Genomic DNA, 26,063 nt, shown 5'->3' on the forward strand with positions numbered 1-26,063 from the left:
TCAGTCGGCCTTTGCGGGTTTGACGGAAGCACCTTCGAGCGAGCCGATCTGGCGGACATGCTGTTCCAGCGCCAGGCGGTCGATGGAGGCCAGCGGCGGATTGATGAAGGCGGTTATGCGGTTCCTGAGAAAGCGAGCGGCCCGCGCGAAGGCGCGCTGGATTGCGATTTCGCTTACCGTAACGGCGGCCGGGTCTTCGACGCCCCGGTGCGCGGTCATCGGGTAACCGATCCATACCGGGCAGGCTTCGCCAGCGGCGCTGTCACGGACGGTGAAGATGAAATCCATCTCAGGTGCTCCGGGTTTAGCGAAGACATCCCAGCTTTTCGAGGACAAGCCCGTTGACGGATAGCCGCGTGTTTCAAGTTCCTTCAGCGCATGCGGGTTCACTTCGCCCTTGGGCTGGCTGCCCGCGGAGAAGGCCCTGAAGCGTCCGGCACCTTCCTTGTTGAGGATGGACTCGGCGAGAATGGAGCGTGCGGAATTGCCCGTGCACAGGAAGAGCACGTTATAGGTCTTGTCGGTCATGGTCGCGTTCCGTGTTCGGTCGGCGGCCTGTTCAGTCTCATGATCGTCGCCGATGCTGGGCAGATGCCCGAGAGCTGACGGGTGGAAAGTATTGGTTCCGGCACGCTGCCGGGGGGCACGGCTTCGAAGCCCAGCGCCGCGAAGAACGCCGACGCTGTTGTGGTCGCCAGATAGATCTCGGCTGCCGATGGCGTCCGGGCAATCGTCGCCATGGCCAACTCGCGCCCGTATCCTCGCGATCTGAATTCCGGGAGGATCACCATGGAGCGGAGAAGGAAATCCGGTCCACATTCCTCCAGCCCCGAGTAGCCGATTAGCACGCCGTCACGATCCCGGCATTCGAAGTATTTCCGTCCCGGATCGGCGAGGTCGTCAACTGGAAGTCCAGCGGCAACGAGCGCCATCCCGAGGTCGATCTCCGCGGGGACAAGCCGAAGCGTCAGTTCACGCATGTCCCCGGTCCTCCCGGCGCGCGGCACGGCGTCAGATCGGCGATCAGTGGCGCGCAAAGCTCCGCGCTTCCACCGCAGCAGTCCTTGAGTAGGAAAAGGGTTAGGGCGCGAAAGCCCTCGAGATCCGCCCGATAGATTATGGAGCGGCTCTGTCTCTCGCTCTTCACGATTCCGGCTCGTGACATGGTAGCGAGATGCGCCGACATCGTATTTTGCGGCACGTCCATTATGCGTGCGAGTTCACCAGCCGGAATGCCATCCGGCTCGGATTTGACAAGCAGGCGGAAGGTTTCGAGCCTTGTCGTCTGCGCGAGGGCAGCTAGCGCCGCGATAGCATTCTTTGATTCCATATATCCAGAATAATGGATATATAGCGTTGGTCAAGCATCGCATACATTCGATGACCGCTTGTGGCGCTTCTGCGCCATGACAGCAGTCGGCCCAAACCTGCCTTTAGTTTCTTTCGTTACCGACCGGGGATGGCCGCTTCAGAATGAAATGACTTTTGGTTGCTGACGTCTCGATAAAGCCGTTTCTGCGGTACAGCGAGCCGACAGGGTTCCAGATCAAATGTTCAAGATGGACTGGCAGAAGCTCATCGTCAGCAACGGCAAGGCAGTGTTGCAACACGCGCGACCCGAGACCCCGCCCTCGGTGTTCCGAAAGAATATAAAATTCGCCGAATTGTAGATGGCCGGGATGCTTTTGGAGCGAGACGGTGCCCACGGCCCTTCCGCCCAACATGATGAGCGATAAGGGCTTTGACCTTATCTTTTCTTGGTGAACTGCCCGTTGAAATTGCTCGTCCCATCCCCATCGATGCCTGATGTATGGGCCCAGGGCATCGGCTTTTACCATGAAGGAAAACTCATAGTCGGATGCGGCTAGTAATGGAAACCGTAGATCGGGCGGGAGGTCCGGGATTTTCATCGTCTAAAGAAATCAGAGTTCGGCGACAAAGTCATGTCTCCTAGCGGTGCGATGCGAAAGACGGCATTCGACCCATTCAGAACATTCCCTAGCCACTCCCCAAAATGAAGACATATTGCTGGTTTCCCGCTGGATAACGAGAGGGCAGACCAGATCATGAATGCGCTCTTTTGCCAGCAGCAGTTTTCTGGCACTCGCAAGTCAATCAGAAAACTCCAATCGAGCTCTGATGCTCTCGATAGCATACATAGCCGTCAATTTGAGGTCCTGTTTTCTTGAAGTTGTGTTTATCTGGATCGCTGGAAGAGCCTGCGCAGTCCCAATGACACCTAGCGTGGCGTGGCAATATATCTTGTCATATACATCATTGGTCTCGCTGAGAAGCGCGATGAGTTCTTCTTCTGCCCGTACTGACTTCGACGATTTCAGAGCGCGAATAGCCGCGTGACGGACCAGCCATCGCCCATCCCGGAGCAGATTGATGATCATAGAAATATCTTCGTCAGCGGTCAAAGAAAGCTCCGAAATCATTTCGAGCGCCGTCGACAGCGCATATTTGTCGACCTCGGTTGCAATGCATGCGAGCAGCAGCCGCGTAGCATCCGAGTTCGCGATGTTTTTACCGACCTTGCCGAGAATGAAATAGGCGCTATTGCGTTCAGGCGCTTTTCGCTTCTTTCCGAGGTAATGAGAGATTTCCTGGATTATTTTGGCGTCAGACAAGCGCTCCGCCTCGCGATAAGCATGCCAAGACTTCGAATCTGCCGAGCTCACTCCAGGCTCCTTTAGGCACATCCTCGAAATAATCTCTTCGAGATAGAGTCTCATTCTTCCTCGCGCAAAAGGTATCAAAAGAGCGGATCACTGCCGCACGGGGTGCGGGAGGCATAGCATATCATCAGACTGTCCGCCTTTGCCGTTGTGATCCCGTCGTAGTGTGGGCGGACGTAGCCTTACACGTGCTTACCCGTCTTAAAAAATCGATGCTCCGTTGATAGCGTATGTCATAAGCCTGATCTAGCCAGGGAGCGTGATGACCGCTTCTGGCGCATTGTTGCCGTCAATTATCAGCGATGGTTTCAGAAAGGTCGACCGCCCCTTTGAGCGGGCGCGGGCGGCCGCGCTTGTTTCCCGCGCGCGGCTTCACTGCCAGGCAATTCACCTCCGTTGCGCGGGAGTATCAGTTTTGAGCTGCCTAAGATCGGGTCGATCTTGCTGTCGCCATCAGATCGGCTACCATGGCCGGGTCGCTTGGGAGTTTCTGAATACGCTTGAGTGACAGGCGAAGGGTTCGTTCCCCCAAAGCTCCGAAGCCCTTCGCCTCCCCCTTCAGCCGTCGATGCCGGGCGGAGCGGATTACGCCTGACACAGCCGAGGGTCCGTCGCACCAAACGCGACCGAGTGTGCCGCCGTCGTCACGGTGATTGTCCGCTTGTAGGTCGCCTTCCCCTCCAGAGGCCGCGGGCCGGATGTGAACCGCCGAATTGAGTGCCGTGCGCCGGTTGCATCGTGCAGCCACCGCTCGGTGACGAGCGGGCGCATCCTCTCGCGCAAGGCGGAAAGCTCGATATCCAACTCCGGCCCCGCGCCCACGTGAAGGGACTTCGAGATCCAGTTTGATATCGGTGACGGAGAGCTCACTTGGCACGCCTTTGGCCGCGCGGCAGCTCCGCGGTCAGCCACACCATGGTCGCGGAGTGGGAGGGCAGCCAGACGGGGCGCAAACGAAGGGAACCGCAAGCCCTTCAGCAATCAGCGTCTGCCCCACATCTTGACCATTCACCTTTAAAATTCCACAGCTTCGGCCGTAGTTACACTTGTCTGTTCCTTCGGTCCCCGGCTTGCACGAGCAGGCAACCTTGGTAACCGCGGAACGCCCGGAGGAAACGATCTCGACCAGCCGCTTGGTTGCTCGGATGCCAAGCTGACGTTCCGTTTCACACCGGGGTTCGAACTTTTCGGGTGTATTGAAGCCGACCAACCTTATCCGGGTGCCATCGTCCATTCTGATCGTGTCGCCGTCGGTAACGGAGAAGTCGCGCGAGAACGACGACGCGTCCTCTCCTGTTGACCTGTAGGTGAGAGCGTAAGTCTCCCAAACTTGGCGACTAAAGGAGGAGATGGCGATAACAACCATGATCGTCGCGAATATCAGAAACTTCTGTTCTCGGTGGCTGAGCCCCCAGTAGCGCGCCCGACGCGGTTTTGCTGATATTGGACTGCCGTGGACCAATCTAACCGACGTCAGTCCCTTGAGCGTAGCGAGCTGCTTTTCGCTGAACCGCGTTCGCGTTCCGTAGCGCTCTATCTTCACACGCATGTCCAAGAGGAAGTTTCGCTGCCACTGCGTTACACGCCGCTGCCGAAGAACATCATCAATCCGGCTCTGGAGATGTTTGATTTCGAACTCTGACAGCATATCGGCCTCCGCAAATCGCGGTCAGCATAGGTCGAGCAAGCTAAATTCGCGTATTCGATGGAATTACAATTTTAGCGAGCCCCCTAGATCGAGCGTTCGTGAGATCGCGGCGATCGCAAAAGCGACGACCGGTGGTCCACCGGTTCTTACTCGATAGGGCAGCAAGTCGAGTGCCGCGGCAGAGCCTGGTTTCAAGCTTGCGCGCCTCCGGCGCCGTGCGTCACGCAGAGCGGTCTTGCGCCGGCTTCTTCTTCTGTCTGGCCCGCTTAAGCAGAGCGACGGTCGCCTGGGTCTTCCGAGCGAGTTCGATGATACCGAGGCGCAGTTCGACGGCGGTCTGCGTTGAGTTTCCGTCACTCGGACAATTCGTCTTGGTCTCGGGTTTCACTGATCCGGGCATCTCGCACTCCATGTCCATGTGGAAAACGCCTGCTGGCGCGCACCCAATTATGGGGTTGAAACCTTAATATTGCATTGGAGATCATGCATTCGGTCGTATGGCGGAATGTGGCGCCGCTGGTCGCGTTGGGGCAAGGCCCCCGACAATGGTATCGCAAATGGAAGTGGGCCGTCCGAACCGCGCCTCGTCGGACAGCCACCCCGCAAGCTCCCATGCTCAATGTGAGTGCAAAGCTCACGGGAACACCCTATAACATCCCTGCGTCACGTCCTTGATCCCCGTCAAGCAACTCCATTTGTTCAAAGTTCATGCGTGGCGGGTCCGCCGTTGCTGGAACGATGTCTCGTCACCGTTGAAGTCGTATCCGAATGGCTGTCCAAGACGCGCATCTCCAGGGCCACTGACTTGAAAGCGACCGATGAGGCGAGCCAACTCCCCCGTCTCGGCCGACAGTCTGGCGGTGGCCGCGGACGACTGCTCCGCCATCGCGGCGTTCTGCTGCGTAATTTGATCCATTTCGTTGACCGCCGCGTTGATTGACGCAATGCCGGTCGACTGCTCACGCGATGAACTTGAGATCGCTTTCATGAAATCGTTAACCGAGCGAACCTGATCGCCAATTTCCTGCAGTGCCGAACCGGCCGTGTTGACAAGGCGGACACCAGTGGCGACGTCGGCGGACGAGCGACCAATCAGCCCCTTGATCTCCTTCGCCGCCGTCGCGGCGCGTTGCGCGAGTTCTCGCACTTCCTGCGCGACCACTGCGAATCCCTTGCCTTGATCGCCCGCGCGAGCTGCCTCGACGCCGGCGTTCAACGCAAGCAAATTCGTTTGGAACGCGATTTCGTCGATCGTTCCAATGATCTGCGTCATTCGCGCGGAGGACTGCTCGATATCCACCATGGCTTGAACGGCCTGCTCAACGATCCCGGCCGACTCCTCGGCTTTCGCGGCGGACAATGCCACGATGGCCTGGACTTCCTCCGTACGGCCTCGAGCCTCGCGAGAAATGGTGCTGATTTCCTCGAGTGCGGCCGCGGTCTCTTCCAAGGCGGCAGCCTGCTTCTCTGTGCGTCGCGCCATATCATTCGTGGCACTCGCAATCTCGTCCGCGTGAGCCGAGACGTGTCGTGAAGTCTCCCCGATCTTGTTCATGGCGTCGCGAAGGGCGTTGACGGAGTCGTTGTAGTTGGATTTGAGACCATCGAACGCCTGAGCGAGATCAACCCGAAGGTTTGCTTCGAGGTCTCCCTGCGCGAGCTGTTCGAGCACGCGAGCCAAAGCCGATAAGGCTTTTTCTTGCTCTGCTTTCTGTGCCGCCTGGGCGTCCTCAACCTTCTGACGCTCTTGAGCAAGGGCGTCCAGGTAAACGGAGATCGCGTAGTCCATGTCCACCAGCGACGCCTTGATAACCGCGGTGAGGCCGTCGGCCAGCTTACGCCCCTTGCCGCGGACGATAACACTGCTCAATTCGCCTTCAATCACCGCGCGGATGATCCCATCCAGCATGAGCGCGTAGCCACCGATGTACCACCGCGGCTCCAGGCCCAGCCGTGCGTGCGTCCTTCCGACCGCGGAAACGGCATCAACATAGGTATCATCATAACGACCGGATGAGATCGTTTCCCAGTGGCTCATCTGACGCTGCTTCGCGTGGGCGACATGCGCGGCATTTGAAAAGAACTTTTTTGTTTCGGGGTGAGTGGCCGCCTTTTCGTAGAACTTGTCCAGCGCGTGGTCCAATGATGCCACGATCGTCGACGACAACGCGGTCATGGCCGCAACCTGCGACGACCCGAGACCAACGAATTCCAGTCGCTCCTTCAGTCCATTTGATGTTGTCTTGCTGATCATTGCCGGTTCTCCCGCGGATTTCGGGCGTGATCGTTCCTTTGGCCCAGACGCACCTGGCCAATCACGCACACCATTCGTTTAAGATTCACCGGCCTCATTCATTGAGTGAAGCGCGCGGCAACCGGCAACTCCAAATTTAGGGTGACATCCCTAAATAAGTCTTAACTCATGCAACGATAACGTTTAACCGCGCGGGGCGGTCCCGGATGGCGTTGAATGAAATCACAAATGAATCCGACGCTCGCTCAAACTCACGCTACGTAAGGTGTAACCCGGAGGTCCATTACGTGAGCGGTCTTGCGGCCGGTGCGATGCGCGGTCCAATCGTTTCAGACGCGCCCATATTCTCGTATGCTTGGATACGCGGAAAGGTCGATCAACCATGCATCGCCGCCATGATCGCCTGTCAATCCGTCGGCGACGAATGCCAAGCAACCGTTGTCGGTTCGCACAAGTATCAGCTTGTCGCCCTCGCAGCGTCCCCTTCCAACCACCGTGGCCAAATCGTGCACTGGAACGAGATTACCCTTGTAAGAGGTGTATCCGACAGGGCCAAGATCCCTCCGGTCTTTCGCGCTGGTCCAATCCACGGCCCAGGCGACAATGTCGCCTCCGTCAAATACGAAAAATCATCGCCAAGCCGAGCCGCGGAAATACCGCGCCGTTTGAGTATTTTCGGGATTTTCATTTCGGCGCCCCGACCTCCAATCGGAGGCAAGGGGTGATCTAGCGCGCTTGTCGCGATCAGCGACGTCAACGCCGCCCTACACCATCACGGCGCAAGCAGTCCCCCTTGGGACCTGACACCTCATAAATAGGGCAGAGATGTTGACAAGCCCTCCACCTCTCGCGTGGCATTTGACAGAAGTCACATTTTTGGGAGTCGATCCCTAACACATACAATAGTTTGTTAACGCCTCCCCCCTAGATTTGGGATGTCTATCACGCACAGCTTATTCAGATCTGCCCGAAATTCGCGACCGAGGACGGCGCCGGCTGAATGCGCGACTTTGGGGAACGGATCGATGGATTTGACGATATCTCGGAAGCTTATGGGGTTTGCCATCGTGGTGAGCCTGGGGATCGCCGGCGCTCTCACCTTCCAGACGATGACTATCAGCCGACTGAAGGTCACGGGCCCGGTCTACGATAATGTCGTGGAGAGCAAGGACTTGGTGGCCGACATCCTTCCACCGCCGCTTTTCCTCGTCGAAGCTTACATGCTCGTCAACGAGGCGGCAGTCCAACCTGAGTTCGCCGATGCTGCCGTTTCTCGAATAGCCGCTCTACGGGATGCCTACCGCACTCGAGAAGACCATTGGCAGCACTCCAGCCTCCCGGTCGCGGTCAAGGCTACCTTGGCAACCGACGTCGTTCGGACCGGCGACGGGTTTTGGAACGAGGTGGAGACCGGCTACCTGCCGGCGCTTGCAAAACGCGATCCCGCCTTGATCAACAAGTCACTCGATCGGCTTGCTGAGCGATACCACGCACACGAGGCGGGCGTACTACGCCTGGTCGAGGTCTCCAACAACTACTCGGTTTCAACCGAAAACGCCGCCGAAGCCGAGGTATCCGGCAAGACCCGCCTAGCGTTGGCTTTCGGAATTGGCGCTTTGGTACTTTTCCTACTGGGCGTTCTTTACCTCCGGCTTAATGCGATTGGCGCTATTACCGCGATGACGGCGCGTATGTTGGCCCTGGCGGCCGGCGACCTGGAGCAATCAATCCCCTATGCTGGCCGAAAGGACGAGATCGGCCGGATGGCCGACGCATTAGCCGTATTCAGACAATCGGCGATCGAGAAGATGGCGCTCGAGGAAGAGGCCCGCCTTGAGCAAGCACGTGCCGATGCGGAGAGAGCTGAGCGCGAGGTTCGGACTGTGAGAGAGGCGGCTGAACTAGAGGAAATCGTGAACAGTCTAGGCGCGGGTCTCGCCCGGCTTGCGGACTGCAACGTCCGCATGACAATTGACGAGCCATTCGCGGGCGAGTTCGAGCGGCTCCGCCACGATTTCAACACCTCCATCGGGACCTTCCAGGCGACGCTTGAACAGGTATTGGGGCAGACAAGCCAGATCAGCAACAACGGCGAAGAGATGCGCGCCGCGGCGGATAACCTTTCAAGACGTACCGAGCAGCAAGCCGCGGCGCTTGAGGAAACATCGGCGTCGCTGGAGCAGGTTAGCTCAACGGTGAAGCTGTCGGCGGAGAGAACGCTTGAAACTCGGCAGCTTGCCAAGGAAGCAAAGGATTACGCCGCGACCTCCGGGCTCGTCGTCAAGCAAGCGGTGGCCGCGATGAACCGGATCGAGAGTGCGTCGGAAGAAATCGTGCAGATCATCGGCGTCATCGACGAGATCGCGTTCCAAACGAACCTGCTCGCATTGAACGCGGGCGTCGAGGCGGCCCGCGCGGGAGAATCTGGCAAGGGGTTCGCCGTCGTTGCCCAGGAAGTTCGCGAACTGGCACAACGCTCCGCCCGTGCGGCCAGGGAAATCAAGGCGCTTATCGTGAACTCGACGTCCGAAGTATCGGCCGGTGTGAGACACGTAGGCGATGCGGGCCGTGCTCTCGATCAGATTGAGGAGTTCGTCGCCCGTATAGACAGAAACATCGATGACATCGCGACGGCGGCGAGCGAACAAGCTGTCGGACTTCAGCAGATCGCATCCGCGGTCAACGAGATCGACCAGATGACGCAGCAAAACGCGGCAATGGTTGAAGAGACAAGCGCGGTCAGCCATTCCCTGGCCGACGGTGTACAGCGTCTCACGCATCTCGTAAGCCGCTTCAAATTGAATCGTCGCAAGACAATCCGCGAACCTGATCAAAATGCGATGACTGAAGTATCTCGGAAATCCGAACGAGCGTCATGGTCGAGCGCCGCTTAGCAATAAAAAACATAATCTCGCCACTCGGGCGGGATTTTGCGCGCTGAATACTTGCCTTAATATGCGCAAGTTCGCCGATTCTATTCGGAAATCCGCATGAGATCTTCGCTCGCCGAGTTCGAGAAGCTTCGTGCACCGGTGCTGCTGGTGAGCGATCTTGATTTAATTGTCTTTGCCAATAGCCACGCCCAGGAAGCACTTTTGAATGTGGACGTCGTCGATATGCCGATACAAGGCTTCATCTGCGATTGGCATCGCTGCCGCCCCAGGAAACCGACGCCGACCGCGATCAATGTGGAAGTGCTCCTCAGAAGCGGTCAATACGCCACCAGGCGAGCGGTGGTTTTTCAACTCAAGCTCGACATGGAACTGGTGTCCGGCATTGCTCTTCTTCCGCGTCACCCAAATCTTTGAACGGTTGGCTCGACCTGATCCTGAAGCGTCGATCGCGCGACCAGCACCTCGGCCAAGGCAACCTCGAAGGCCGCGACGCATTCCGGGTCAAACTGGGAGCCGGCTCTTTCACGGATGTGCTCGACAGCGGACGCGATCGACCATGCCTCTTTGTATGGGCGTGCAGTTGTCAGGGCATCGAAATTGTCAGCAACCGCAACGATGCGACCGGCGAGTGGGATTTCCTCACCCCGGAGACGCCGAGGATAGCCTTGACCGTCCCACCTCTCGTGATGGGTAGCCGCAATCGTCGCCGCGAGCTGCAATAGGCTAGACTTCGATTCTCGCAGGATGTCGCAGCCGAGCATTGCATGCTTTTGCATGGATGCGAACTCCTGTTCGGTCAGCTTACCCTTCTTCAGCAAAACCGCATCTGGTATTCCAACCTTGCCGATGTCATGCATTGGCGCGGCTAGTCGGATGTCCGAGCACGCGCGGGCGTCCAATCCCATGGCTTGCGCGATGAGATGCGAATATTCCCCTACTCGCTTTGTGTGAAGCCCCGTTTCAGCGTCCTTGAAACTTGCGGCGATAGTCAGACGGTCAATGATCTCTTCTTCACGTTCGCGTATCTCGGTAGTCGCCTTCTCGACCTCCTCGCGAAGCCACTCCGCCTTGTCGGCGAGCTTGTTGCGCGCGTCGACGAGAGCGATAAGGTTTTTCATGCGCGCTTGAAATTCGAGGGGATTTACCGGCTTATTCAAAAAATCGATCGAGCCAGCGTCGAGACAGGCCATTCGCGTTGCCATGTCAGTGTCCGCAGTCACCATTACCACTGGCTTACCCTTGTACCGATCGAACATCTCGATCTCGCGTAACAGCTCGACGCCGTTGTAGTTGGGCATCTGATAGTCGATCACCGCGATATCGAAATCCAGCTTAGGCATGGAAGCCAACACGGCGGCTGGATCTGAAAAGGTCACGGCTTCGCAACCAGGGAGTTTAGCAACCAATTTTGACAGTAGGACAAGATTGGTCTGATTGTCATCAACTAGCAGGATACGCATTCATTGCTCCTTCATGCGGCATGCAAGCGCCGCTGTTCATCGACCGCGCTCATGATGACGAGCAGCTCGCCTGGGTTGATCAGCGGTGCCTGGCGCAGACGCTGCGCCATATCCGCGATGTCTTGGAAGCCCACGTTGCTCGCAGCGCCTTTCAGCGAGTGCAGCATGCGGTCAAGGTTCCTTGTGTCGTCGTCGTGGAGCGCGTTGGAGATGCTGGACAGAATGAGCACGGCGTCCGCGAAAAAGGTGTCCAAGAGCTCATCGAAGGTATCTTGACCAAGAACTTCGATAATCTCCGTCTGGCGTTGGTTCGGGCCGGCAGGGGTGGTCTGTACTGGTGAAGCAGCGGGAGGCCGCGGCCCAGGCCTTCAAGAATTGCCGCAAGCCGGGCGACGGTAATCGGCTTCGATTGAAACGCGGACATTCCCGCATCGATACAAAGTCGGCGGTCCTCGTCCGACGCATTCGCGGTCATCGCGACGATCGGCACGGACGCCAACTGTCCACCCATTGCCCGTATTCTGCGCGTTGCCTCGATGCCATCCATGTTCGGCATCTGCATGTCCATGAGAATGAGGTCGAACTGGTGGCCAGCAACAGCCGCGACCGCCTCGTTTCCATCATTAGCCACGACGACGTCCTGACCAAGGTGGCGAAGAAACCCAAGTGCCACCTGCTGGTTCACCAAGTTGTCTTCCACTAGAAGGACGCCATGGCGTTTGCGCTCGTCGATCTGGACAACGGTCTGGGCCTCGGCCTCGATGGTGGGACTATCGGTTTGCGCGGGCTCCGCAGGTATCTCGAACCAGAATGTACTTCCCTGTCCCTTGGCACTAGAGACGCCTATCGAACCTCCAAGTGAGTCGACTATCTCCTTGCAAATAGTTAGCCCCAACCCAGTTCCGCCGTACTTCCGACTAATGCTGGAGTCGACCTGGGAAAACGGTTTGAAGAGCTTCTCCTGCCCCTCTTCGTCAATGCCTATGCCAGTGTCGCTGATTGCAAATCGTATCACTGGCCGGCCATCGGATAAGCCCTCGGACATCTTGAGAACGACGGCCCCGTTGATTGTGAATTTGATGGCATTGCTGAGAAGGTTGACCAGGATCTGGCGGACACGCATACCGTCGGTCATGATGGTGTCGAAACGTGGATTGTCCCCGACGTCGGCAACAAGCGTGTCGCCATGTTCAGCCGCCCGGTCGCGCATCATCTCCATTGCCCCGGTCACCAACGCACGGATATCCGTCGGCGCCGGGCAGACGTCAATCCGACCGTTTTCCATTTTCGCGAAGTCGAGAATTTCATTGAGAATTTCCAGGAGGGACTCTCCGGAACGACGGATCGTCTGGACGCTTCCGCGCACTCTTTCGGAGAGCTCGCCGAGTTCCAGCAGTTCCGCGGTACCTAGGATCGCATTCAGGGGCGTGCGGACCTCGTGACCCATCGTGGCCATGAACTGCGATTTCGCTCGGTTTCCCGCCTCCGCGGCCGCATAGGCCTCGTTTAGCTCGTGCGCCATTACCTCGAAAGCCATCGCTGCGGAACGAACTGATTTCAACTGACGCCTAAGCGTTATCACGAGCACGCCGACCGCGACCGCAAGGAACGCGGTGACGACACCCGACTTGATCTGGAGGCTTTGCAGATCAATCCTGGCGTCGGCACGCTCCATGCTGACCTTGTTGTTGGCGCTGGTCAGCAGTTGTTCCGTATCCTTGACCAGCGGGTCGAGACTTTTCGCGAACGCCTGTAAATGGACGGCGTCGATATCCTTTCCGGTAGCGACGGCGTCGAACCAAGGCGCCTTGGAAATGACAACCGGCTCGATCTCCGCCACCAAAGCCTGCAATTCGGGGCTGTCTTCAAGACGAAGGTCAAAATTTGCCTTCTTGAGGATCGCCATTCGCGAATAGAGAATATCGTACCTAGTGGATAGCGCTTTGACCGCGGGCTTCGAGAGGTCATTCGTCGCCACCATCACGGTAGCCACTTCGCGAAGCTGGCGCGCTTCCCGGTCAAGCTGGTAAACGGACCAGAGTGCGTTTTCTCGGATGCCGTCCTGCAAGGCCTCATACTTCCCGTAGATGCCCGAAAGAAGGTAGATCAGACCAATCATCAATAGCGTGGCAAAGGCCTGTAAGAGGGCCGTCGCCTTACTGACCCGTCTAATGACGCTACCATTCCTCCGGGCGGCTTCGTTCATTTATTCGGCCTCGATCATCTTGATCTGCCAGACGGACCGAGAGAAGTACTTCTCGTTGTAGAGCGAGGTATCCTTGTCGAAGGGATAGATCAGAAAGAGAGGCCCCTTTTCCCGGACCGACATAAGCTGACCGTCCATGCGGGTGGCGAGCATGGTGTCGATCTTGCTCGCATCCTCCGCGGGAACTTCAGCCGCATAGTCGTTCAAAGCGACGACCTTGATCTTCCGCGGATGAGCGCCGGCCGCTTCGAGTACCGAACGCAACAGCGGCCCGGAGAACTCGACCTTCCCCGTCGTCCAAGGGGTCTCCATGGCTCCCTTGCGTCCCTGCAAGCCTTCCAGCATGGCCATGTCGAACTGCGCCGTGCCGTCGACGTTGGGATGGTCCAGCTTGCCCTTGACCGTTAAAACCACGTCACCCTTCGGGGCGTCGAGGGCATGAGAAACCGCGGGCAGCACCATCGCGGTGGCTAGCACCACCGCGCTCAAGAACTTACGCATCGGAGAATATCCTGAAATCTGTCGGCACCGGCGGTGCTCGGACGCTAGAACAACATGCCTTTCGGCCGTCCGATGAGCATGGCGGTCACCCGCCACCGATCAGAGCCGACGTCATGTCAGCCTCGACAATATTGTCCGGATGCCCAAATTTAGGGTCTAATCCTTCACAGCAGATGAATCTAAAACAGCAAAATGGAATAGGAACCTTACTTTTGGGACCCGCCCGCAAATTACGGTAAACGCTTGGTTTCCAGGGGCGCGGCATGCTGGAGTTGCTGCGTGGAGATGCGTGGCCAACGGCTGCTACACATATGATCGAACCGGATGAGCGCCTATCGTCAGCGAGCGGGCAAGTCCTCCCACACTCCCGCGTCACACGGACGTATTCGATGGCTGGCGGCGACTTGCCGATCAAATAGCCTTGCACGGTTTGACATCCCATTTTCGCAAGTAGATCTAGCTGTTCCCGGGTTTCGACACCGTCCGCCTGAACCGGAATGTCAAACCATTCCCCAGACCGACGATCGCGCGCACGATCTCCCGCGACGGTCCCCGCTCCGTCAGGCCACCACTAAAACACTTGTCGATCTTCAACTTCTCAAATGGGAATGTCTGAAGGTAAGACAGCGACCCCATACCGAAATCATCCAAGGCGATCTTCACGCTGAGCGACATTGGATTGCGGAGTGTCTCGGATGCTCTCGCCCTATCGTCAATCAGCACCCTTTGGGCGCGACTTCCTTTATCAGCCAATCAAACGGCGGCGGATCGCCTCGGCAATAGCGTGGGTGCGGTTCGACGCGCCCAACTTCTTCGTAGCGGATTTGATGTAGCTGTTGACCGTCTCGACCTGGTATCCGGTAGCTTTTGCAATGCCTTCACTGGTCAGCCCCAAGCTGGCTTGAGCAAGGCAAGCGATCTCGCCTTTCGTCAATCGCATCTGGTCAGCCGCGAAGCGCTCAAGAAGCGGCTTTGTGAAAGCGGTATGAATGGACTCCGAGACCAATGACAGAAACGCGATTTCATCGGCGTCAAACGATGTCATCCGTGTGAAACCAACCGCTCCGTAAACCGTGCTATCACGTAGCACGGGGACTATCGTCCTGTTGTGGACGCCAAAAGTACGCTGGAGGTATAGCAATCGCTGCGGAGGCTCGTGGTCCTTGTAGACCTCGCTTTCCGTGACAACCGTGCCCGACGCCTTGGTGGCCTTGATGAAAGGATCTTGGCGCAGAACCTCGTCATCCATGTACGCCTCCACGAACGCGGGCGGAAGGTCCGTGTCGATTGAATAGCCTTGACCGAAGCGATAGTGATCCACGTCCAAACCGGAAATGAAGATGTAATCGAACGGGACCGCCTTGCGCAGCCGGTCGATCATGTCATTGCGGCCGAAGTACCTATGTTTCGGCACGGAGCGAAGATCGATGTACTCATCGAGCGCTTCAGGGTCGAGAACAGATAGGGCGCTAACTGGCATGTGCGACTCGCGTCAGGTTGTTTTTCAACCCCAGTTATGGCTTTCAGGTATTAACCGAAGCTTAACATTTTGACGTAGATCAAACTCAACGACGCGAAGGCCACTCCCGTGGGTACAACCTTCGGAACCGCGAACTTCGTCGCAGGTTTGCTTTGAATGGGCTCAAATCCTGGCAACGAGAGATGTGCCATCGTCGTGGCCGACCTGGAGTCTTCCATGATCGGGCTGGTTGTTTCGGACATCCTCACCATCAACGCAAACGATATTCGGCCCGTACCGGCCATTGCCACCGCGGTGGGATCCCGCTTTGCTCGTGGGGTCATTGCCCAGGGTAAAAGCATGACCTGCTTCCTGGACTTGTCCTCAATATTCACGGACGAGGTTGTCCATGCGACTGGAGGGTTAGATGACAGCGTTCCCGCCACGCGTCATTGAACTCGTGCAGAGCCTTCTGAGTGCAGGCTGCGACATGTGGGCTGTCGGCTCCGGATACTGCGTTGGCGAGCCGATCGGTGAGCCGTCCGCCAACGAAGTACACGCCATTCTTAGGGACTTTGGTGAACGCCAACATCTGATCGAGGAGATATCAGGTTATCTCAAATCCATCGGCCGGGATATCGCGGTAGATTGCCCGGACTGAACCGGCACCTATGCCATGCCGATACATCGCCTAGGCGACGTGCCGGGCCAGCGCGCAGCGCGACCACAGCGAAAGAAGCGCTTCCACCAGGTGCTCGATGTCGGCATCGGTGTGCAGCGGCGTGGGCGTGATGCGCAGGCGTTCGGTCTTGACCGGAACCGTCGGGTAATTGATCGGCTGGACGTAGACGTTGCAATTGTCGAGCAACAGGTCCGAGATCCACTTGCACTTGGCGGCGTCGCCGACCATCACGGGGACGATGTGGCTTGGGTTCGGCATGTGCGGGATGCCGGCCTTATCGAGCTGGGCGCGGAGCAGGCGAACGCGGTCCTGGTGACGGGCGCGCTCGAAGGGGCTGACCTTCAGGTGCTGGATCGAGGCGACCGCGCCGGCGGCGAGCGCTGGCGGCAGCGCCGTGGTGAAGATGAAGCCGGAGGCGAAGGAGCGGATGAAATCGCAGAGCGCGGTGGATGCCGCGATATAGCCGCCCATGACGCCGAAGGCCTTGCCGAGCGTGCCTTCGATAACAGTCAGGCGGTCCATCAGGCCTTCGCGTTCGGCGATGCCGCCGCCGCGCGGGCCGTACATGCCGACAGCGTGAACTTCGTCGAGATAGGTCATGGCGCCGTACTTGTCGGCGAGGTCACAGATTTCCTTGATCGGCGCGATATCGCCATCCATCGAGTAGACGCTCTCGAAGGCGATCATCTTCGGCGCCTTCGGATCGGCGGCGGCGAGCTTGGCTTCCAGATCCTGCAGGTCGTTGTGCTTCCAGATGACGCGGTCGCACTTGGCGTAGCGAATGCCCTCGATCATCGAGGCGTGGTTCAGGGCATCCGAGAAGATGATCATGCCGGGGATCTTGGCGCCGAGCGTGCCGAGTGCCGCCCAGTTGGAGACGTAGCCCGAGGTGAAGACCAGGGCCGATTCCTTGCCGTGCAGATCAGCGAGTTCACGCTCGAGGAGAACGTGGTAATGGGTGGTGCCAGAAATATTCCGGGTGCCTCCCGCACCCGCGCCACAGTGGTCAATGGCGTTCTTCATCGCCTCGATCACCTTGGGGTTCTGGCCCATGCCGAGATAGTCGTTGGAACACCAGACGGTCACATCCTTCGGCCCCTCGGGGGTGTGGCGCGTGGCACGCGGGAAATTGCCGCGGTGACGTTCAAGATCGGCGAACACGCGGTAACGACCTTCGTTGTGAAGGCCTTCCAGCTCGCTCTTGAAGAATGCTTCGAAATCCATTGCGCGCTCCTTGATTGCCCAGATGGATAACCGACATCCGCGCCGTCGTATTTGATTTCAATCAAGTTGGACGCAAAGCAGCGGATCCTGTCGATCGTCTCCAGATCGTCATTGGCGCGCGTGATCAAGCAAACGGAATGAGAGCGGCAAGGCCGTCTCTCAAAATTGATCAACCCCCAGCACAGTGCCGCGATGGTCGACGAATCCACGGCAGCGACGGCGCGCTGTCAGGAGAGGCGAAGACGTTGGTCCGGCTAATGTCTGCTTCTTTACTGCTAGAAAACGTACCACCGGAACCGCGTCGGCCCGAGCCGCCCAAGCCCACCCCGTGGGGAGCAGGCGCGGGTCATGGCGCTTCCTGCCCCGATTTGCCAGATCTCATGTCCAGTCGTTTGTTGGACCCACGAAATCCCACCTCATTGATCCGTGTCAATTATCTCGGATGGATTGAGGGATATTGCTGCTTCATGAACGGATCAAAGACTTGCTTTTCATCATGTACCTGGGAATTCTGGCGATCAATCGAGCCATTGACGAGCCTACTCGTGCCGCACGGGTCACGGCAGTGCTCATCATTGTCGGGTTCGTCAATATTCCGATCATAAAGGTCTCAGTGGACTGGTGGAACACTCTCCACCAACCGGCGAGTATCATGCGCGCGGGAGGTCCCGCGCTAGACGTTGAGTTCCTACGGCCGCTCACAACGATGGGGCTGGCGTTCTCGGCACTTTTCACAACGCTATACGTAGCGTCCATCAAAAATGGAATCTGGCGGCGGAAATTCATGTCACATCAGAGAATGGCCGCAAGGACAGCCTCCCAGAGGGAGAGATAAAATGACGCACGCTACCTACGTCCTAGCGGCTTATGCCGCTACTTTCCTGGTGCTTATGGTCACCGCGACAACGACATGGCCGACTGGCCGAGCCTATCGACGCCGTGTCGAGGCTATTATCCCTATGAGATCTCGGCGGTCGATTGGCGAATGACATGCAACACCGTGCCCTGGCCGCCATCCCCCTCCTTGTATATCTGGGCTTCGCTGGAGCAGTCGCGAGCACGCTCTACAAGGAACATGCGGATGGCTACTCGCCCGCGACTATCCCGTCAGCACTGATTAGCAAGCATCATCCGAAGGTAGCCTTGCCTTCCATCGACGGTTTCAAGACAGGCGGTCTAAGCGATGCAGTGCTTAATGATAAGCTGACCGTGGTCAATGTCTTCGCGTCCTGGTGCGTTCCATGTCGCCCTGAGCACCCCTATCTGATGCGGCTTGCCAAGGATCCGCGGGTCTCAATGGTTGCGATCAACTATAAGGACGCTCCAGAAAACGCCGTGTCTTTCCTAGACGCTTACGGCAACCCATTCATAGCAACAGGTTCCGATGCCACGGGCCAGGCGTCGATGGAATGGGGTGTTGACGGAGTTCCCGAAACGTTCATCGTTGATCGCTGCGGCGCGATCGTGTTCAAACAAGTTGGACCGATAGACGAACAAGTCCTGGATACGAAGATCCGACCGCTCCTCGACCAATCGTTGGCGACGTCTAGCGTTACACCAGATAGACTGGCGGGTATGCGTCATAACTGGTCGAAGAGCTAGGTTTCAACAGCGTACAAGGACGAGGCAATTTGACTTGCCTCAACGACGCGCGAAGATTGGTCAGATAAGCTCATTTCGCGAGTCGGGGAATGCAGTCCCCGTGCCGAGGAGGGAGCCTTGGCAGAGGCATGCGCTGAGTGGGTTCGGTGCAAGCCTCCTCGCGATCATTTTCCACTACGCTTTGCAACGACAGGCCCAAGCCGTTCTCCATTTGTCCAAACAAATGCGCGCCGGAGCGGAAAACCCACTTTTGGTTGAGCTTCTAGTTGAAACCACCCTTGGAAAGTCAGCGTTCCCAGTTGACGGAGTTTCAGCGACACAACCCTGAATAGGCGATCCTAGGATTGAAGAGCGGGAACGTTACGGAAACGAACGCGGACGCATCCCATTTGCTAACAGGAATTGTCCACAGGTTATGCACAGTACGTGAAGCCCAAGCCTCACAACGCGCTGCCCGCCTCCGTTACCGCAAGAAGGTCCTTGTAGCCGCCGATCCCCAGCCCCTCGACCAGGCTGCGTATTGCTCTGCGCTTCAACTCCGACTCTACATTCCCGTCAAGAGTAACGACGCCGTTTTTGACGGCTACCTGAACCTTCTGAGGTGTGATCCCCAAATCGGACCGCAAACGGGTCCTTAGGGCGAGCTTGATGGATTCGTCCGCACGAGGGAGTGCCGTGGTGGGCGCATCGAGAACCAACCCGAGAATGTCTCCTCTGCTCACGATGCCCACCAGCTTGCCGTTTTCCACGATCGGGAGCCTTTTGATCCGATGCGCCTGCAGGCTCTCAGCGATATCCGCAATTTCGCTATCTGGTCGGGCGACGATCACGTCCGGGGACATGACATCGGCAACCGCCCAGCCGTTGCTGCTTATGTATCTTTCGAGTTCGGCCTCCGATACGATTTCCGGGGCGCGGAAGGGCCTTTGATTAAGCCTGATTTCACGGCGCAGCAACAGATCGCCCTCGGTCAGCATTCCGCAGACACGCTCCTGGTCGTCCACGACTGGAAGGCCGCTCACATTGTTCTGAAGCATCACTGCCACTGCATGCCTGACGCCGACCGCGGGGCTGATCGAAATCACTTTCCTGGTCATGATGTCCTTGGCTTGCATAGAATTCACCCATTTCACAAATTACGATGTGTAAACGCTACGCGGTGTCCCAAGAGGCCGCATTGACATCGATCAACAATCGGGACCGTCGAGCAATTGGTTTAGGCGCTTACGCTCCTCTGGCGAAAGAGGATTGACAGCACGTGGTGCGTCTCTCCGGAAGAAAAGCGTTGCGAGGAGTGAAATTCCCGCCGCGAAAAGCAGAACCGGCGACAGCCACAGGGCAATTGTTCCGACCTCGAAGCGCGGCTTCAGCAGCACGAACTCACCGTAGCGGGAGACGATGTAGCTCATGACCTGCTTGTCGCTATCGCCATCGGTAATGCGCTTTCGCACCAGCAGACGCAGATCCTTGGCCAGTTCGGCGTTGGAATCGTCGATCGACTGGTTCTGGCAAACCATGCAGCGCAATTCCGCCGAGATCGCGCGCGCACGGCTTTCAAGCGCGGGATCTTTCAGCATCTCGTCCGGGTTGACGGCGAAGGCTGGTGCTGCGGACGCGATCAGGAAGAGAGCCAGAAGGAAGCGACGCATCATTCGGCCGGCTCCATGACAGGCTGCAGCGCCTTTGCCTTGCGGCGTGGCGCGCCGACCCGCAGGCGCCGGTCGCTGAGCGATACGAAGCCGCCGAGCGCCATGACGAGGGCGCCGCCCCAGATGCAGAGAATATAGGGCTTCCACCAGATGCGCACGACGATGCCGCCGTCATCTGTGGGATCGCCGAGCGAGACGTAAAGCTGGCTGGCGCCGAAGGTCAGGATACCGGCTTCCGTCGTCGGCATCTGGCCGGCGGTGTAGATGCGCTTGGCCGACCAGACGTCAGCCACCTCGACGCCGCCCCTGGCGATGGTGAAATGACCGCGATCCTCGGTGTAGTTCGGCCCAGTCGCCTTCTTCATGCCGTCGAAGCGCAGCGTGTAGCCGCCGGCATCGGTCACCTCGCCCTGCTTCATCTGCAGCACGTGCTCGGTCTGGAAGGTGGAAACGGCGACGATGCCAAGCACCGAAATGCCGAGGCCCGCATGGGCGAGCGCCGTGCCGAAAGCCGAACGCGGCAGGCCCTTGAGGCGGCGCCAGGCAATGCCGAGAGGCTGCTTGCCGACGCCGGCGCGATACCACAGGTCGGCGATGGCACCGAAGACGAGGAAGAGGCCGGCCGCGAGACCGAGAACCGACATGACCGGGCCGCCATGCTGGAGATAGAAGAACAGGACGGCGGCGGCGAAGGCGAGTGCAGCAACCGCATAGAGCCGCTGCAGGGCGCCCAGCAGGTCGCCACGCTTCCAGGCAAGCAGCGGGCCGAAGGGCACGATGACGAGCAGCGGTGCCATCAACAGGCCGAAGGTCATGTTGAAGAAGGGCGGGCCGACCGAGATCTTGTCGTTGGTCAGCGTTTCCAGAACCAGCGGATAAAGCGTCCCCGTCAGCACGGTGCCGCAGGCGACCGTCAGGATCAGGTTGTTGACGACGAGCGCTCCTTCGCGCGAGATCGGCGCGAACAGGCCGCCGGCCGTCAGCCTCGGCGCCCGGAAGGCGAAGAGCGACAGCGCACCGCCGATGAAGAGCAGCAGGATGCAGAGGATGAAGACGCCGCGCGAGGGGTCGCTTGCGAAGGCGTGAACCGAGGTCAGCACGCCCGAGCGCACCAGGAAGGTGCCCATCAGCGACAACGAGAACGTCAGGATGGCGAGGAGCACCGTCCAGATCTTCAGCGCCTCGCGCTTTTCCATGACGAGCGCCGAGTGCAGCAGCGCCGTGCCCGCGAGCCAGGGCATGAAGGAGGCGTTTTCAACCGGATCCCAGAACCACCAGCCGCCCCAGCCGAGCTCGTAATAGGCCCAGTAGGAGCCCATGGCGATGCCGAGCGTGAGGAAGGTCCAGGCGGCGAGCGTCCAGGGGCGCACCCAGCGCGCCCAGGCGGCATCGATGCGGCCTTCGATCAGGGCGGCGACGGCAAAGGAGAAGCAGACGGAGAAGCCGACATAGCCGAGATAGAGCAGCGGCGGATGGATGGCGAGGCCGATATCCTGCAGGATCGGGTTCAGATCCTTGCCCTCGGCCGGCGCCGGATCGAGGCGCGCGAAGGGGTTGGAGGTCAGCAGGATGAAGAGGATGAAGGCCACAGAAATCCAGGCCTGCACGGAGAGCACATTGGCCTTCAAGGTCTCGGGAAGATTGCGGCCAAAGACGGCGACCAGCGCGCTGAAGAGAGCCAGGATCAAGAGCCAGAGCATCATCGATCCCTCGTGATTGCCCCAGACGCCGGAATATTTGTAGATCAGCGGCATCAGCGAATGCGAGTTTTCCCAGACGTTCTTCACTGAGAAGTCAGAGACGACATGCGCATAGGTCAAGACGCCGAAGGAGAAGGCGACCAGCGCGAAAAGGACGACAGAGCCGATCGGCCCGACATCCATCATCGCCTGATCCACGCGCCGAGCGCCGATCAGCGGCACCAGAGACACGATGATCGCGGTGGCGAGCGCCAGAATGAGAGCGTAGTGGCCGATTTCGATGATCATTTCGCCGCCTGTTCGTCTTTCCAGAGCCCCTGCTGCTTCAGCCTGTCAGCGACATCCTTGGGCATGTATTTTTCGTCATGCTTGGCAAGCACGGTATCGGCGGTGAAGACGTCGCTGCCGCTCTCGAAGGTGCCCTCTGTCACCACGCCCTGCCCCTCGCGGAACAGATCGGGAAGGATGCCGGTGAAGCGGACGTGAACCAGATCACCCGAGGCATCGGTCACCGCGAAGCGCACCGTCGAGCCAGCGCCCCTGACCACACTGCCCTCGCCGATCAGACCGCCGAGGCGGATACGGGTTCCCGGAGGGACCGGATTGCTGGCGAGATCGGCCGGCATGTAGAAATAGGCGACCGAATTGCTGAAGGCGAACATCACCAGCAGAACGGCCGCGACAATGAAGCTCATTCCGCCGCCGATTACCGCAAGGCGTTTCTGCTTGCGCGTCATTGCATCGTTCCTTGTGTCGCCGCTGCGTCCGCGGGAAGACCGAGTTCATGGGCGAGCGCTACAAGCTGCTTGCCCTTCTCGCCATCAGCGGGGAAAGCCGTCAGCCCGCGCTTCAGCGCCGCCGCCGCGCGGTCCTTGTCGTTCAATACCATATAGGAGCGGACCAGCCGCAGCCATCCGTCGAGATTGTCGGGGTTCTCGGTCAGCTTCGCGTCGAGACTGTCGACCATGCCGCGGATCATCTGCTGACGATCGCCGCTGTTCATCTGATCGGCCGCCGCGACATCAGCCTGCGTCGGTCCGCCGAGCGGTGCGGCTGCCGTGGCCGGAGCATTGCCCGCAGCCGGCGTGCCGCCGTTCTTTACGATATGCTCGCTCACCAGCGGCATCCATGGCGCGTCGGGCGGAGACTGCTTGGCGATCACCTCGAAGCCGGCGCGGGCCTCGTCGGCCTTGCCCGCCTGTTCGAGGCCGAGCGCGATGTAGAAGCGGGCGCGCGGGTTGTTGATTTGGAGCGCCAGCGATTGCTCAAGCGCACGACGAGCATCATCGGTGACGGCTCCCCCCGAAGCGGCCATCAGCGTCTCAGCGAGGCCATCCATCCGAGCCGGACTGGGACCAAGGATTCGGATAGCATTGGAATAAGCCTGGAAGGCATCGGCGACTCGATCCGCGTGAAGGTAGATAGGAGCGATTACTTCCCATCCCCGCCCATCCGTCGGATCGCGCGCCAAATGTTCCTCCGTCTTCCTAATCAGGATGGCGATATCCTGACCAGGATTATCAAGCCTTTGCCGCAGCGGCCGCGCCGGGAGCTCAGGTGAGCCCAATGTCAGGTAGACCGATATGCTAGCCAGGGAAAGGAATGCCGCGATCGCTACTCGCCATGGGGAAGATGCTTGCGTTGAAGGCGCGGCGGTTGAGATCGGATCCTTGAGGCGCAGCAGGCGCCTTGCTGTTTCAGCTTTCGCCAGCTGGAACTCGCTATCCGCTATCTGGCCGCTTGCCAGTTCTCGATCGAGTTCAGCGAGCTGATCGCGGTACACCCTTCCCTTGTTGAAGCGATCGGCGGCAGTGGCGGGCCGTTCCGGGGACAAAGGGTGCAATAGCGCCGCGGTGACAGCGGTCGTCAGGACCGCGAAGATAATCCAGATCAACATCTCTAAGGGCACTCTGTTGTTGGGGCAACATAGCCATTGGGGGCGATCCGACATTGATGCGGGTCAAACTACGGAGCTGGATCGATCCGTCCGGTGAATACGTAGCCGACGCCACGGACCGATTGGATCAAGGCGGGTGCCTTCGGATCGGTCTCGATCTTCTTCCGCAGTCTCACGATCTGGGCGTCGATGGCCCGGTCGAAAGCCTCCAGGCTTCGGTTCCTGGTCTGATCCATGAGTGTCTCTCTCGTAAGGACCCTCCCGGCGCTACGTAAAAAGACGAGAAGCATGTCGAATTCCCCGGTCGTGAGCGGCACGTCCAAGCCGACCGGAGAACTCAGTCGTCGACGGGCGACATCGAGGACGAAGCCGTCGAACCGGTGGAGTTCCTCTTGGGTCCGTGCTCTGTCGCCTTCAAGCGTGGCGTTGCGACGCCGAAGCACCGTCCTGAGCCTGGCCAGCAGCTCTCGAAGGTGGAACGGTTTCGCGACGTAGTCATCCGCGCCAAATTCGAGGCCGATTACCTTGTCAGTCACGTCGTCTTGGCCAGTGAGCATCAAGACGGGCACGTTTGACCGCGCCCTCACCTCCCTGAGAAGGTCGAGGCCACTTTCCCCACCCGGTAGGATGAGGTCCAGGAAAATTGCGACAAAATCGCCCTTGGATAACTCCGACCGCATTGAAGCGCCGTTTGGCACGGCCACGACACGAAAGCCGTTGTCCTCGAAATATCGGACCAGCATTTGCCTGATCCGGGCGTCGTCATCGACCACCAGAATGCGATCCGGATCCATCTTCCTCAGCCCCACTGCGTTCCGCGGTTAACACATAACGCAGGATTTCGACGCGCGCCACCGGTTGAGTTTCAACGCTCCACAGTTAAGCGTTGAGAATGCTACAGAGGCGCGCCAGGGAGGGTCAATGTCGCATCAGAAGTCTTCCCACTCCGCCACGGCTTGGGCCGCCGAGGTTCTGACTGCCGACGGTCTGAGGGTGGTCAGTTTCGAAGGTGCCACGACAGCCTGGGTTGGGCTCTTTTCGGATACCCATCCTGGCAGCGCGAAAGCGGTCACGAAGGAGCGCAGCCGGCCGCTTTCGAGTGCCAATGTGGCGCTGGCGGCGTTTGCCCCTTCCACCATGGCCGCGTTTTCCTGCGTGACCTGGTCCATTTCGTTCACCGCCGTGTTGACTTGGGTGAGACCAACAGCCTGCTCCTTGTCGGATATCGCGATGGCATCCATGTGTTGGTTGATTTTGGAGACATGCTTTTGGATTGCCTCCAGCGCCGTTTCCGTTTCCCTGACCAACGCAACACCGCTTTGAACCTCATTCTCAGATGTGCGGATTAAGTCCTTGATCTCTTTCGCTGCGTGCGCTGAGCGCTGGGCCAGCTCACGCACCTCCCGCGCAACGATTGCAAACCCTTTACCTGCTTCGCCGGCTCGAGCGGCCTCCACGCCAGCGTTCAAGGCGAGCAGATTGGTTTGGAACGCGATGTCGTCGATGACCCCAATGATGCTGGAGATCTGCTTCGACGAATCTTCGAACTTCTCGATTGCGTCCACCGCTCGGGCCACCACCCGCGCCGAGTGCTCAGCACTTTCCTCCGCCTCTACCGCGACAGACCGCGCTTCTTCGGTCCGTCTTGATGCGTTGGAAACGTTGGCGGTGATCTCATCGAGCGCAGCGGCCGTCTCCTCGAGTGAGGCGGCCTGTTGCTCGGTCCGCTTGGATAGATCGTCGGCGCTCTGGCTGACTTCCCGCGAACCGGCATCGATGGCGGAGGTGGATTGTGACACGGCAACGAGGGTCTGAGCTAGCTGAGAGACCGCACTGTTGAAGTCCATTCGAAGGCCTTCGAAGTCCGACGCAAAGGGTGTGTCGATGCTGAACCGGAGGTCCCCGTTCGCCAGATGCTTTAGGCCTAATGCAAGTTTCTGGGTGGCGACTGACATTTCGTCATTTCGCTGACGTTCACTCGCGGCGTTGCGCGCGCGTTCTTCCTCGGCGCGACCGCGCATTTTCTGCCCTTCACGCTCAAGCTCGATAGCTCGTAGGCCGTTCTCCTTGAAAACCTGTACTGCCCTGGCCATCGCTCCAATTTCGTCTCGTCGGTCCGAATCCGCAACTGCGGCGGTAAAATGGCCCTCGGCAAGTCGACGCATTGTTTCAGACAGATGTCGAACGGGAAGCGCAACCGTGTGGA

Annotated in this window: 25 protein-coding genes and 2 pseudogenes; 7 read left to right on the top strand and 20 right to left on the bottom strand. The window is 58.8% G+C overall.

All coding sequences use genetic code 11. From position 1 onward, the window contains the following. From P3R82_RS10355 to P3R82_RS10385, 7 genes are all read right to left on the bottom strand, one after another. Positions 1–528: an arsenate reductase ArsC gene (locus tag P3R82_RS10355; protein ID WP_283193789.1), complete on the bottom strand. Its 528-nt coding sequence runs from the start codon at positions 526–528 to the stop codon at positions 1–3. Next, positions 525–980, bottom strand: a complete 456-nt coding sequence (locus P3R82_RS10360; RefSeq protein ID WP_283193790.1) for a GNAT family N-acetyltransferase — start codon at positions 978–980, stop codon at positions 525–527. Before P3R82_RS10360 ends, P3R82_RS10355 begins: the two co-directional genes overlap by 4 nt. Continuing rightward, entirely contained in the window at positions 968–1,330 is a 363-nt protein-coding gene (locus tag P3R82_RS10365) for a helix-turn-helix transcriptional regulator (protein ID WP_111565187.1), read from the bottom strand. The genes P3R82_RS10360 and P3R82_RS10365 overlap by 13 nt, the downstream gene beginning before the upstream one ends. Positions 1,331–1,433: 103 nt before the next feature. Continuing rightward, on the bottom strand, positions 1,434–1,838 hold the full coding sequence (locus tag P3R82_RS10370; protein WP_210208074.1) for a GNAT family N-acetyltransferase: 405 nt from the start codon (positions 1,836–1,838) through the stop codon (positions 1,434–1,436). Positions 1,839–2,111: 273 nt separating this feature from the next. Continuing rightward, a complete protein-coding gene (locus P3R82_RS10375; RefSeq protein ID WP_146618567.1) occupies positions 2,112–2,684 on the bottom strand; it encodes a HEAT repeat domain-containing protein in 573 nt (190 codons plus the stop codon). 901 nt (positions 2,685–3,585) lie between these two features. Beyond that, positions 3,586–4,329: a thermonuclease family protein gene (locus tag P3R82_RS10380; protein WP_111565191.1), complete on the bottom strand. Its 744-nt coding sequence runs from the start codon at positions 4,327–4,329 to the stop codon at positions 3,586–3,588. A 706-nt stretch (positions 4,330–5,035) separates the two neighbouring features. Then, the gene (locus tag P3R82_RS10385) at positions 5,036–6,583 is read right to left on the bottom strand and encodes a methyl-accepting chemotaxis protein (protein WP_111565193.1); all 1,548 of its coding nucleotides are present in this window, start codon (positions 6,581–6,583) and stop codon (positions 5,036–5,038) included. A gap of 1,025 nt (positions 6,584–7,608) precedes the next feature. Here P3R82_RS10385 and P3R82_RS10390 point away from each other — a divergent pair. Then, positions 7,609–9,477, top strand: coding sequence for a HAMP domain-containing methyl-accepting chemotaxis protein (locus tag P3R82_RS10390; protein WP_111563632.1), 1,869 nt, complete (start codon positions 7,609–7,611; stop codon positions 9,475–9,477). 96 nt (positions 9,478–9,573) lie between these two features. Then, the gene (locus P3R82_RS10395; RefSeq protein WP_111563633.1) at positions 9,574–9,891 is read left to right on the top strand and encodes a hypothetical protein; all 318 of its coding nucleotides are present in this window, start codon (positions 9,574–9,576) and stop codon (positions 9,889–9,891) included. Here the strand turns inward: P3R82_RS10395 and P3R82_RS10400 are convergent. The 5 genes from P3R82_RS10400 to P3R82_RS10420 all read right to left on the bottom strand — a co-directional run bounded on the left by P3R82_RS10400 (position 9,876) and on the right by P3R82_RS10420 (position 15,124). Beyond that, complete coding sequence (locus P3R82_RS10400; RefSeq protein WP_111563634.1) at positions 9,876–10,937, bottom strand: HD domain-containing phosphohydrolase; 1,062 nt, start codon at positions 10,935–10,937, stop codon at positions 9,876–9,878. The two genes, P3R82_RS10395 and P3R82_RS10400, sit on opposite strands and share 16 nt — an antisense overlap. Before the next feature lie 11 nt (positions 10,938–10,948). Beyond that, positions 10,949–11,167: an Hpt domain-containing protein gene (locus P3R82_RS10405; protein ID WP_283193791.1), complete on the bottom strand. Its 219-nt coding sequence runs from the start codon at positions 11,165–11,167 to the stop codon at positions 10,949–10,951. Continuing rightward, entirely contained in the window at positions 11,089–13,143 is a 2,055-nt protein-coding gene (locus P3R82_RS10410; RefSeq protein WP_283193792.1) for an ATP-binding protein, read from the bottom strand. Before P3R82_RS10410 ends, P3R82_RS10405 begins: the two co-directional genes overlap by 79 nt. Then, positions 13,144–13,644 (bottom strand): molybdopterin-dependent oxidoreductase, encoded by a 501-nt coding sequence (locus tag P3R82_RS10415; protein ID WP_111563636.1) that lies wholly within the window; start codon positions 13,642–13,644, stop codon positions 13,144–13,146. 745 nt (positions 13,645–14,389) lie between these two features. Continuing rightward, on the bottom strand, positions 14,390–15,124 hold the full coding sequence (locus P3R82_RS10420) for a LuxR family transcriptional regulator (protein WP_111563639.1): 735 nt from the start codon (positions 15,122–15,124) through the stop codon (positions 14,390–14,392). Positions 15,125–15,280: 156 nt separating this feature from the next. Between P3R82_RS10420 and P3R82_RS10425 the strand changes: the two genes are divergently transcribed. Both P3R82_RS10425 and P3R82_RS10430 read left to right on the top strand, forming a co-directional pair. Further along, positions 15,281–15,559 carry a chemotaxis protein CheW gene (locus P3R82_RS10425; protein ID WP_111563640.1) on the top strand — a complete coding sequence of 93 codons (279 nt, stop codon included), beginning with the start codon at positions 15,281–15,283 and terminating at the stop codon, positions 15,557–15,559. Next, positions 15,531–15,764, top strand: coding sequence for a hypothetical protein (locus P3R82_RS10430; RefSeq protein WP_283193794.1), 234 nt, complete (start codon positions 15,531–15,533; stop codon positions 15,762–15,764). The genes P3R82_RS10425 and P3R82_RS10430 overlap by 29 nt, the downstream gene beginning before the upstream one ends. A 30-nt stretch (positions 15,765–15,794) precedes the next feature. On the opposite strand, the gene hemA is transcribed toward P3R82_RS10430, so the two are convergent. Beyond that, complete coding sequence (gene hemA, locus P3R82_RS10435; RefSeq protein WP_283193795.1) at positions 15,795–17,009, bottom strand: 5-aminolevulinate synthase; 1,215 nt, start codon at positions 17,007–17,009, stop codon at positions 15,795–15,797. Positions 17,010–17,493: 484 nt separating this feature from the next. Here hemA and P3R82_RS10440 point away from each other — a divergent pair. The 3 genes and pseudogenes from P3R82_RS10440 to P3R82_RS10450 all read left to right on the top strand — a co-directional run. After that, positions 17,494–17,844, top strand: a pseudogene (locus tag P3R82_RS10440) (heme transporter HemC); the annotation flags it as partial. A 1-nt stretch (position 17,845) separates the two neighbouring features. After that, on the top strand, positions 17,846–17,998 hold the full coding sequence (gene ccmD / locus P3R82_RS10445; protein WP_111563643.1) for a heme exporter protein CcmD: 153 nt from the start codon (positions 17,846–17,848) through the stop codon (positions 17,996–17,998). 1 nt (position 17,999) lies between these two features. Then, positions 18,000–18,611: a DsbE family thiol:disulfide interchange protein gene (locus P3R82_RS10450; RefSeq protein WP_283193796.1), complete on the top strand. Its 612-nt coding sequence runs from the start codon at positions 18,000–18,002 to the stop codon at positions 18,609–18,611. Between the two features lie 440 nt (positions 18,612–19,051). Here P3R82_RS10450 and P3R82_RS10455 read toward each other — a convergent pair whose 3' ends face one another. The 7 genes and pseudogenes from P3R82_RS10455 to P3R82_RS10485 all read right to left on the bottom strand — a co-directional run. After that, positions 19,052–19,726, bottom strand: a complete 675-nt coding sequence (locus P3R82_RS10455) for a CBS domain-containing protein (RefSeq protein WP_111563645.1) — start codon at positions 19,724–19,726, stop codon at positions 19,052–19,054. Positions 19,727–19,798: 72 nt separating this feature from the next. Beyond that, the gene (locus tag P3R82_RS10460; protein WP_283193797.1) at positions 19,799–20,263 is read right to left on the bottom strand and encodes a cytochrome c-type biogenesis protein; all 465 of its coding nucleotides are present in this window, start codon (positions 20,261–20,263) and stop codon (positions 19,799–19,801) included. Next, the gene (locus P3R82_RS10465; protein ID WP_283193798.1) at positions 20,260–22,248 is read right to left on the bottom strand and encodes a heme lyase CcmF/NrfE family subunit; all 1,989 of its coding nucleotides are present in this window, start codon (positions 22,246–22,248) and stop codon (positions 20,260–20,262) included. Before P3R82_RS10465 ends, P3R82_RS10460 begins: the two co-directional genes overlap by 4 nt. Then, entirely contained in the window at positions 22,245–22,697 is a 453-nt protein-coding gene (gene ccmE, locus P3R82_RS10470; RefSeq protein WP_283193799.1) for a cytochrome c maturation protein CcmE, read from the bottom strand. Before ccmE ends, P3R82_RS10465 begins: the two co-directional genes overlap by 4 nt. After that, on the bottom strand, positions 22,694–23,857 hold the full coding sequence (ccmI, locus tag P3R82_RS10475) for a c-type cytochrome biogenesis protein CcmI (protein ID WP_111563649.1): 1,164 nt from the start codon (positions 23,855–23,857) through the stop codon (positions 22,694–22,696). The genes ccmE and ccmI overlap by 4 nt, the downstream gene beginning before the upstream one ends. A gap of 68 nt (positions 23,858–23,925) precedes the next feature. Next, positions 23,926–24,651: a response regulator gene (locus tag P3R82_RS10480; protein WP_111563650.1), complete on the bottom strand. Its 726-nt coding sequence runs from the start codon at positions 24,649–24,651 to the stop codon at positions 23,926–23,928. Positions 24,652–24,786: 135 nt separating this feature from the next. Continuing rightward, positions 24,787–26,055: pseudogene (locus P3R82_RS10485) on the bottom strand (methyl-accepting chemotaxis protein); the annotation flags it as partial. Positions 26,056–26,063: the final 8 nt, after the last annotated feature.

The sequence above is a fragment of the Rhizobium sp. AN80A genome (assembly GCF_030053015.1).
Lineage (GTDB): Bacteria > Pseudomonadota > Alphaproteobacteria > Rhizobiales > Rhizobiaceae > Rhizobium > Rhizobium metallidurans.

What these genes read in the sequence shown, in the direction of transcription:
- P3R82_RS10390 (WP_111563632.1), top strand. Translation starts at nt 7,609, where the DNA reads ATGGATTTGACGATATCTCGGAAGCTTATGGGGTTTGCCATCGTGGTG.
- P3R82_RS10415 (WP_111563636.1), bottom strand. Translation starts at nt 13,644, where the DNA reads ATGCGTAAGTTCTTGAGCGCGGTGGTGCTAGCCACCGCGATGGTGCTG.
- P3R82_RS10430 (WP_283193794.1), top strand. Translation starts at nt 15,531, where the DNA reads ATGACAGCGTTCCCGCCACGCGTCATTGAACTCGTGCAGAGCCTTCTG.
- P3R82_RS10385 (WP_111565193.1), bottom strand. Translation starts at nt 6,583, where the DNA reads ATGATCAGCAAGACAACATCAAATGGACTGAAGGAGCGACTGGAATTC.
- P3R82_RS10450 (WP_283193796.1), top strand. Translation starts at nt 18,000, where the DNA reads ATGCAACACCGTGCCCTGGCCGCCATCCCCCTCCTTGTATATCTGGGC.
- P3R82_RS10365 (WP_111565187.1), bottom strand. Translation starts at nt 1,330, where the DNA reads ATGGAATCAAAGAATGCTATCGCGGCGCTAGCTGCCCTCGCGCAGACG.
- P3R82_RS10355 (WP_283193789.1), bottom strand. Translation starts at nt 528, where the DNA reads ATGACCGACAAGACCTATAACGTGCTCTTCCTGTGCACGGGCAATTCC.
- P3R82_RS10395 (WP_111563633.1), top strand. Translation starts at nt 9,574, where the DNA reads ATGAGATCTTCGCTCGCCGAGTTCGAGAAGCTTCGTGCACCGGTGCTG.
- P3R82_RS10420 (WP_111563639.1), bottom strand. Translation starts at nt 15,124, where the DNA reads ATGCCAGTTAGCGCCCTATCTGTTCTCGACCCTGAAGCGCTCGATGAG.
- P3R82_RS10455 (WP_111563645.1), bottom strand. Translation starts at nt 19,726, where the DNA reads ATGCAAGCCAAGGACATCATGACCAGGAAAGTGATTTCGATCAGCCCC.
- P3R82_RS10400 (WP_111563634.1), bottom strand. Translation starts at nt 10,937, where the DNA reads ATGCGTATCCTGCTAGTTGATGACAATCAGACCAATCTTGTCCTACTG.
- P3R82_RS10380 (WP_111565191.1), bottom strand. Translation starts at nt 4,329, where the DNA reads ATGCTGTCAGAGTTCGAAATCAAACATCTCCAGAGCCGGATTGATGAT.
- P3R82_RS10410 (WP_283193792.1), bottom strand. Translation starts at nt 13,143, where the DNA reads ATGAACGAAGCCGCCCGGAGGAATGGTAGCGTCATTAGACGGGTCAGT.
- P3R82_RS10460 (WP_283193797.1), bottom strand. Translation starts at nt 20,263, where the DNA reads ATGATGCGTCGCTTCCTTCTGGCTCTCTTCCTGATCGCGTCCGCAGCA.
- P3R82_RS10465 (WP_283193798.1), bottom strand. Translation starts at nt 22,248, where the DNA reads ATGATCATCGAAATCGGCCACTACGCTCTCATTCTGGCGCTCGCCACC.
- P3R82_RS10360 (WP_283193790.1), bottom strand. Translation starts at nt 980, where the DNA reads ATGCGTGAACTGACGCTTCGGCTTGTCCCCGCGGAGATCGACCTCGGG.
- ccmI (WP_111563649.1), bottom strand. Translation starts at nt 23,857, where the DNA reads ATGTTGATCTGGATTATCTTCGCGGTCCTGACGACCGCTGTCACCGCG.
- P3R82_RS10480 (WP_111563650.1), bottom strand. Translation starts at nt 24,651, where the DNA reads ATGGATCCGGATCGCATTCTGGTGGTCGATGACGACGCCCGGATCAGG.
- P3R82_RS10370 (WP_210208074.1), bottom strand. Translation starts at nt 1,838, where the DNA reads ATGGTAAAAGCCGATGCCCTGGGCCCATACATCAGGCATCGATGGGGA.
- ccmD (WP_111563643.1), top strand. Translation starts at nt 17,846, where the DNA reads ATGACGCACGCTACCTACGTCCTAGCGGCTTATGCCGCTACTTTCCTG.
- ccmE (WP_283193799.1), bottom strand. Translation starts at nt 22,697, where the DNA reads ATGACGCGCAAGCAGAAACGCCTTGCGGTAATCGGCGGCGGAATGAGC.
- hemA (WP_283193795.1), bottom strand. Translation starts at nt 17,009, where the DNA reads ATGGATTTCGAAGCATTCTTCAAGAGCGAGCTGGAAGGCCTTCACAAC.
- P3R82_RS10425 (WP_111563640.1), top strand. Translation starts at nt 15,281, where the DNA reads ATGGGCTCAAATCCTGGCAACGAGAGATGTGCCATCGTCGTGGCCGAC.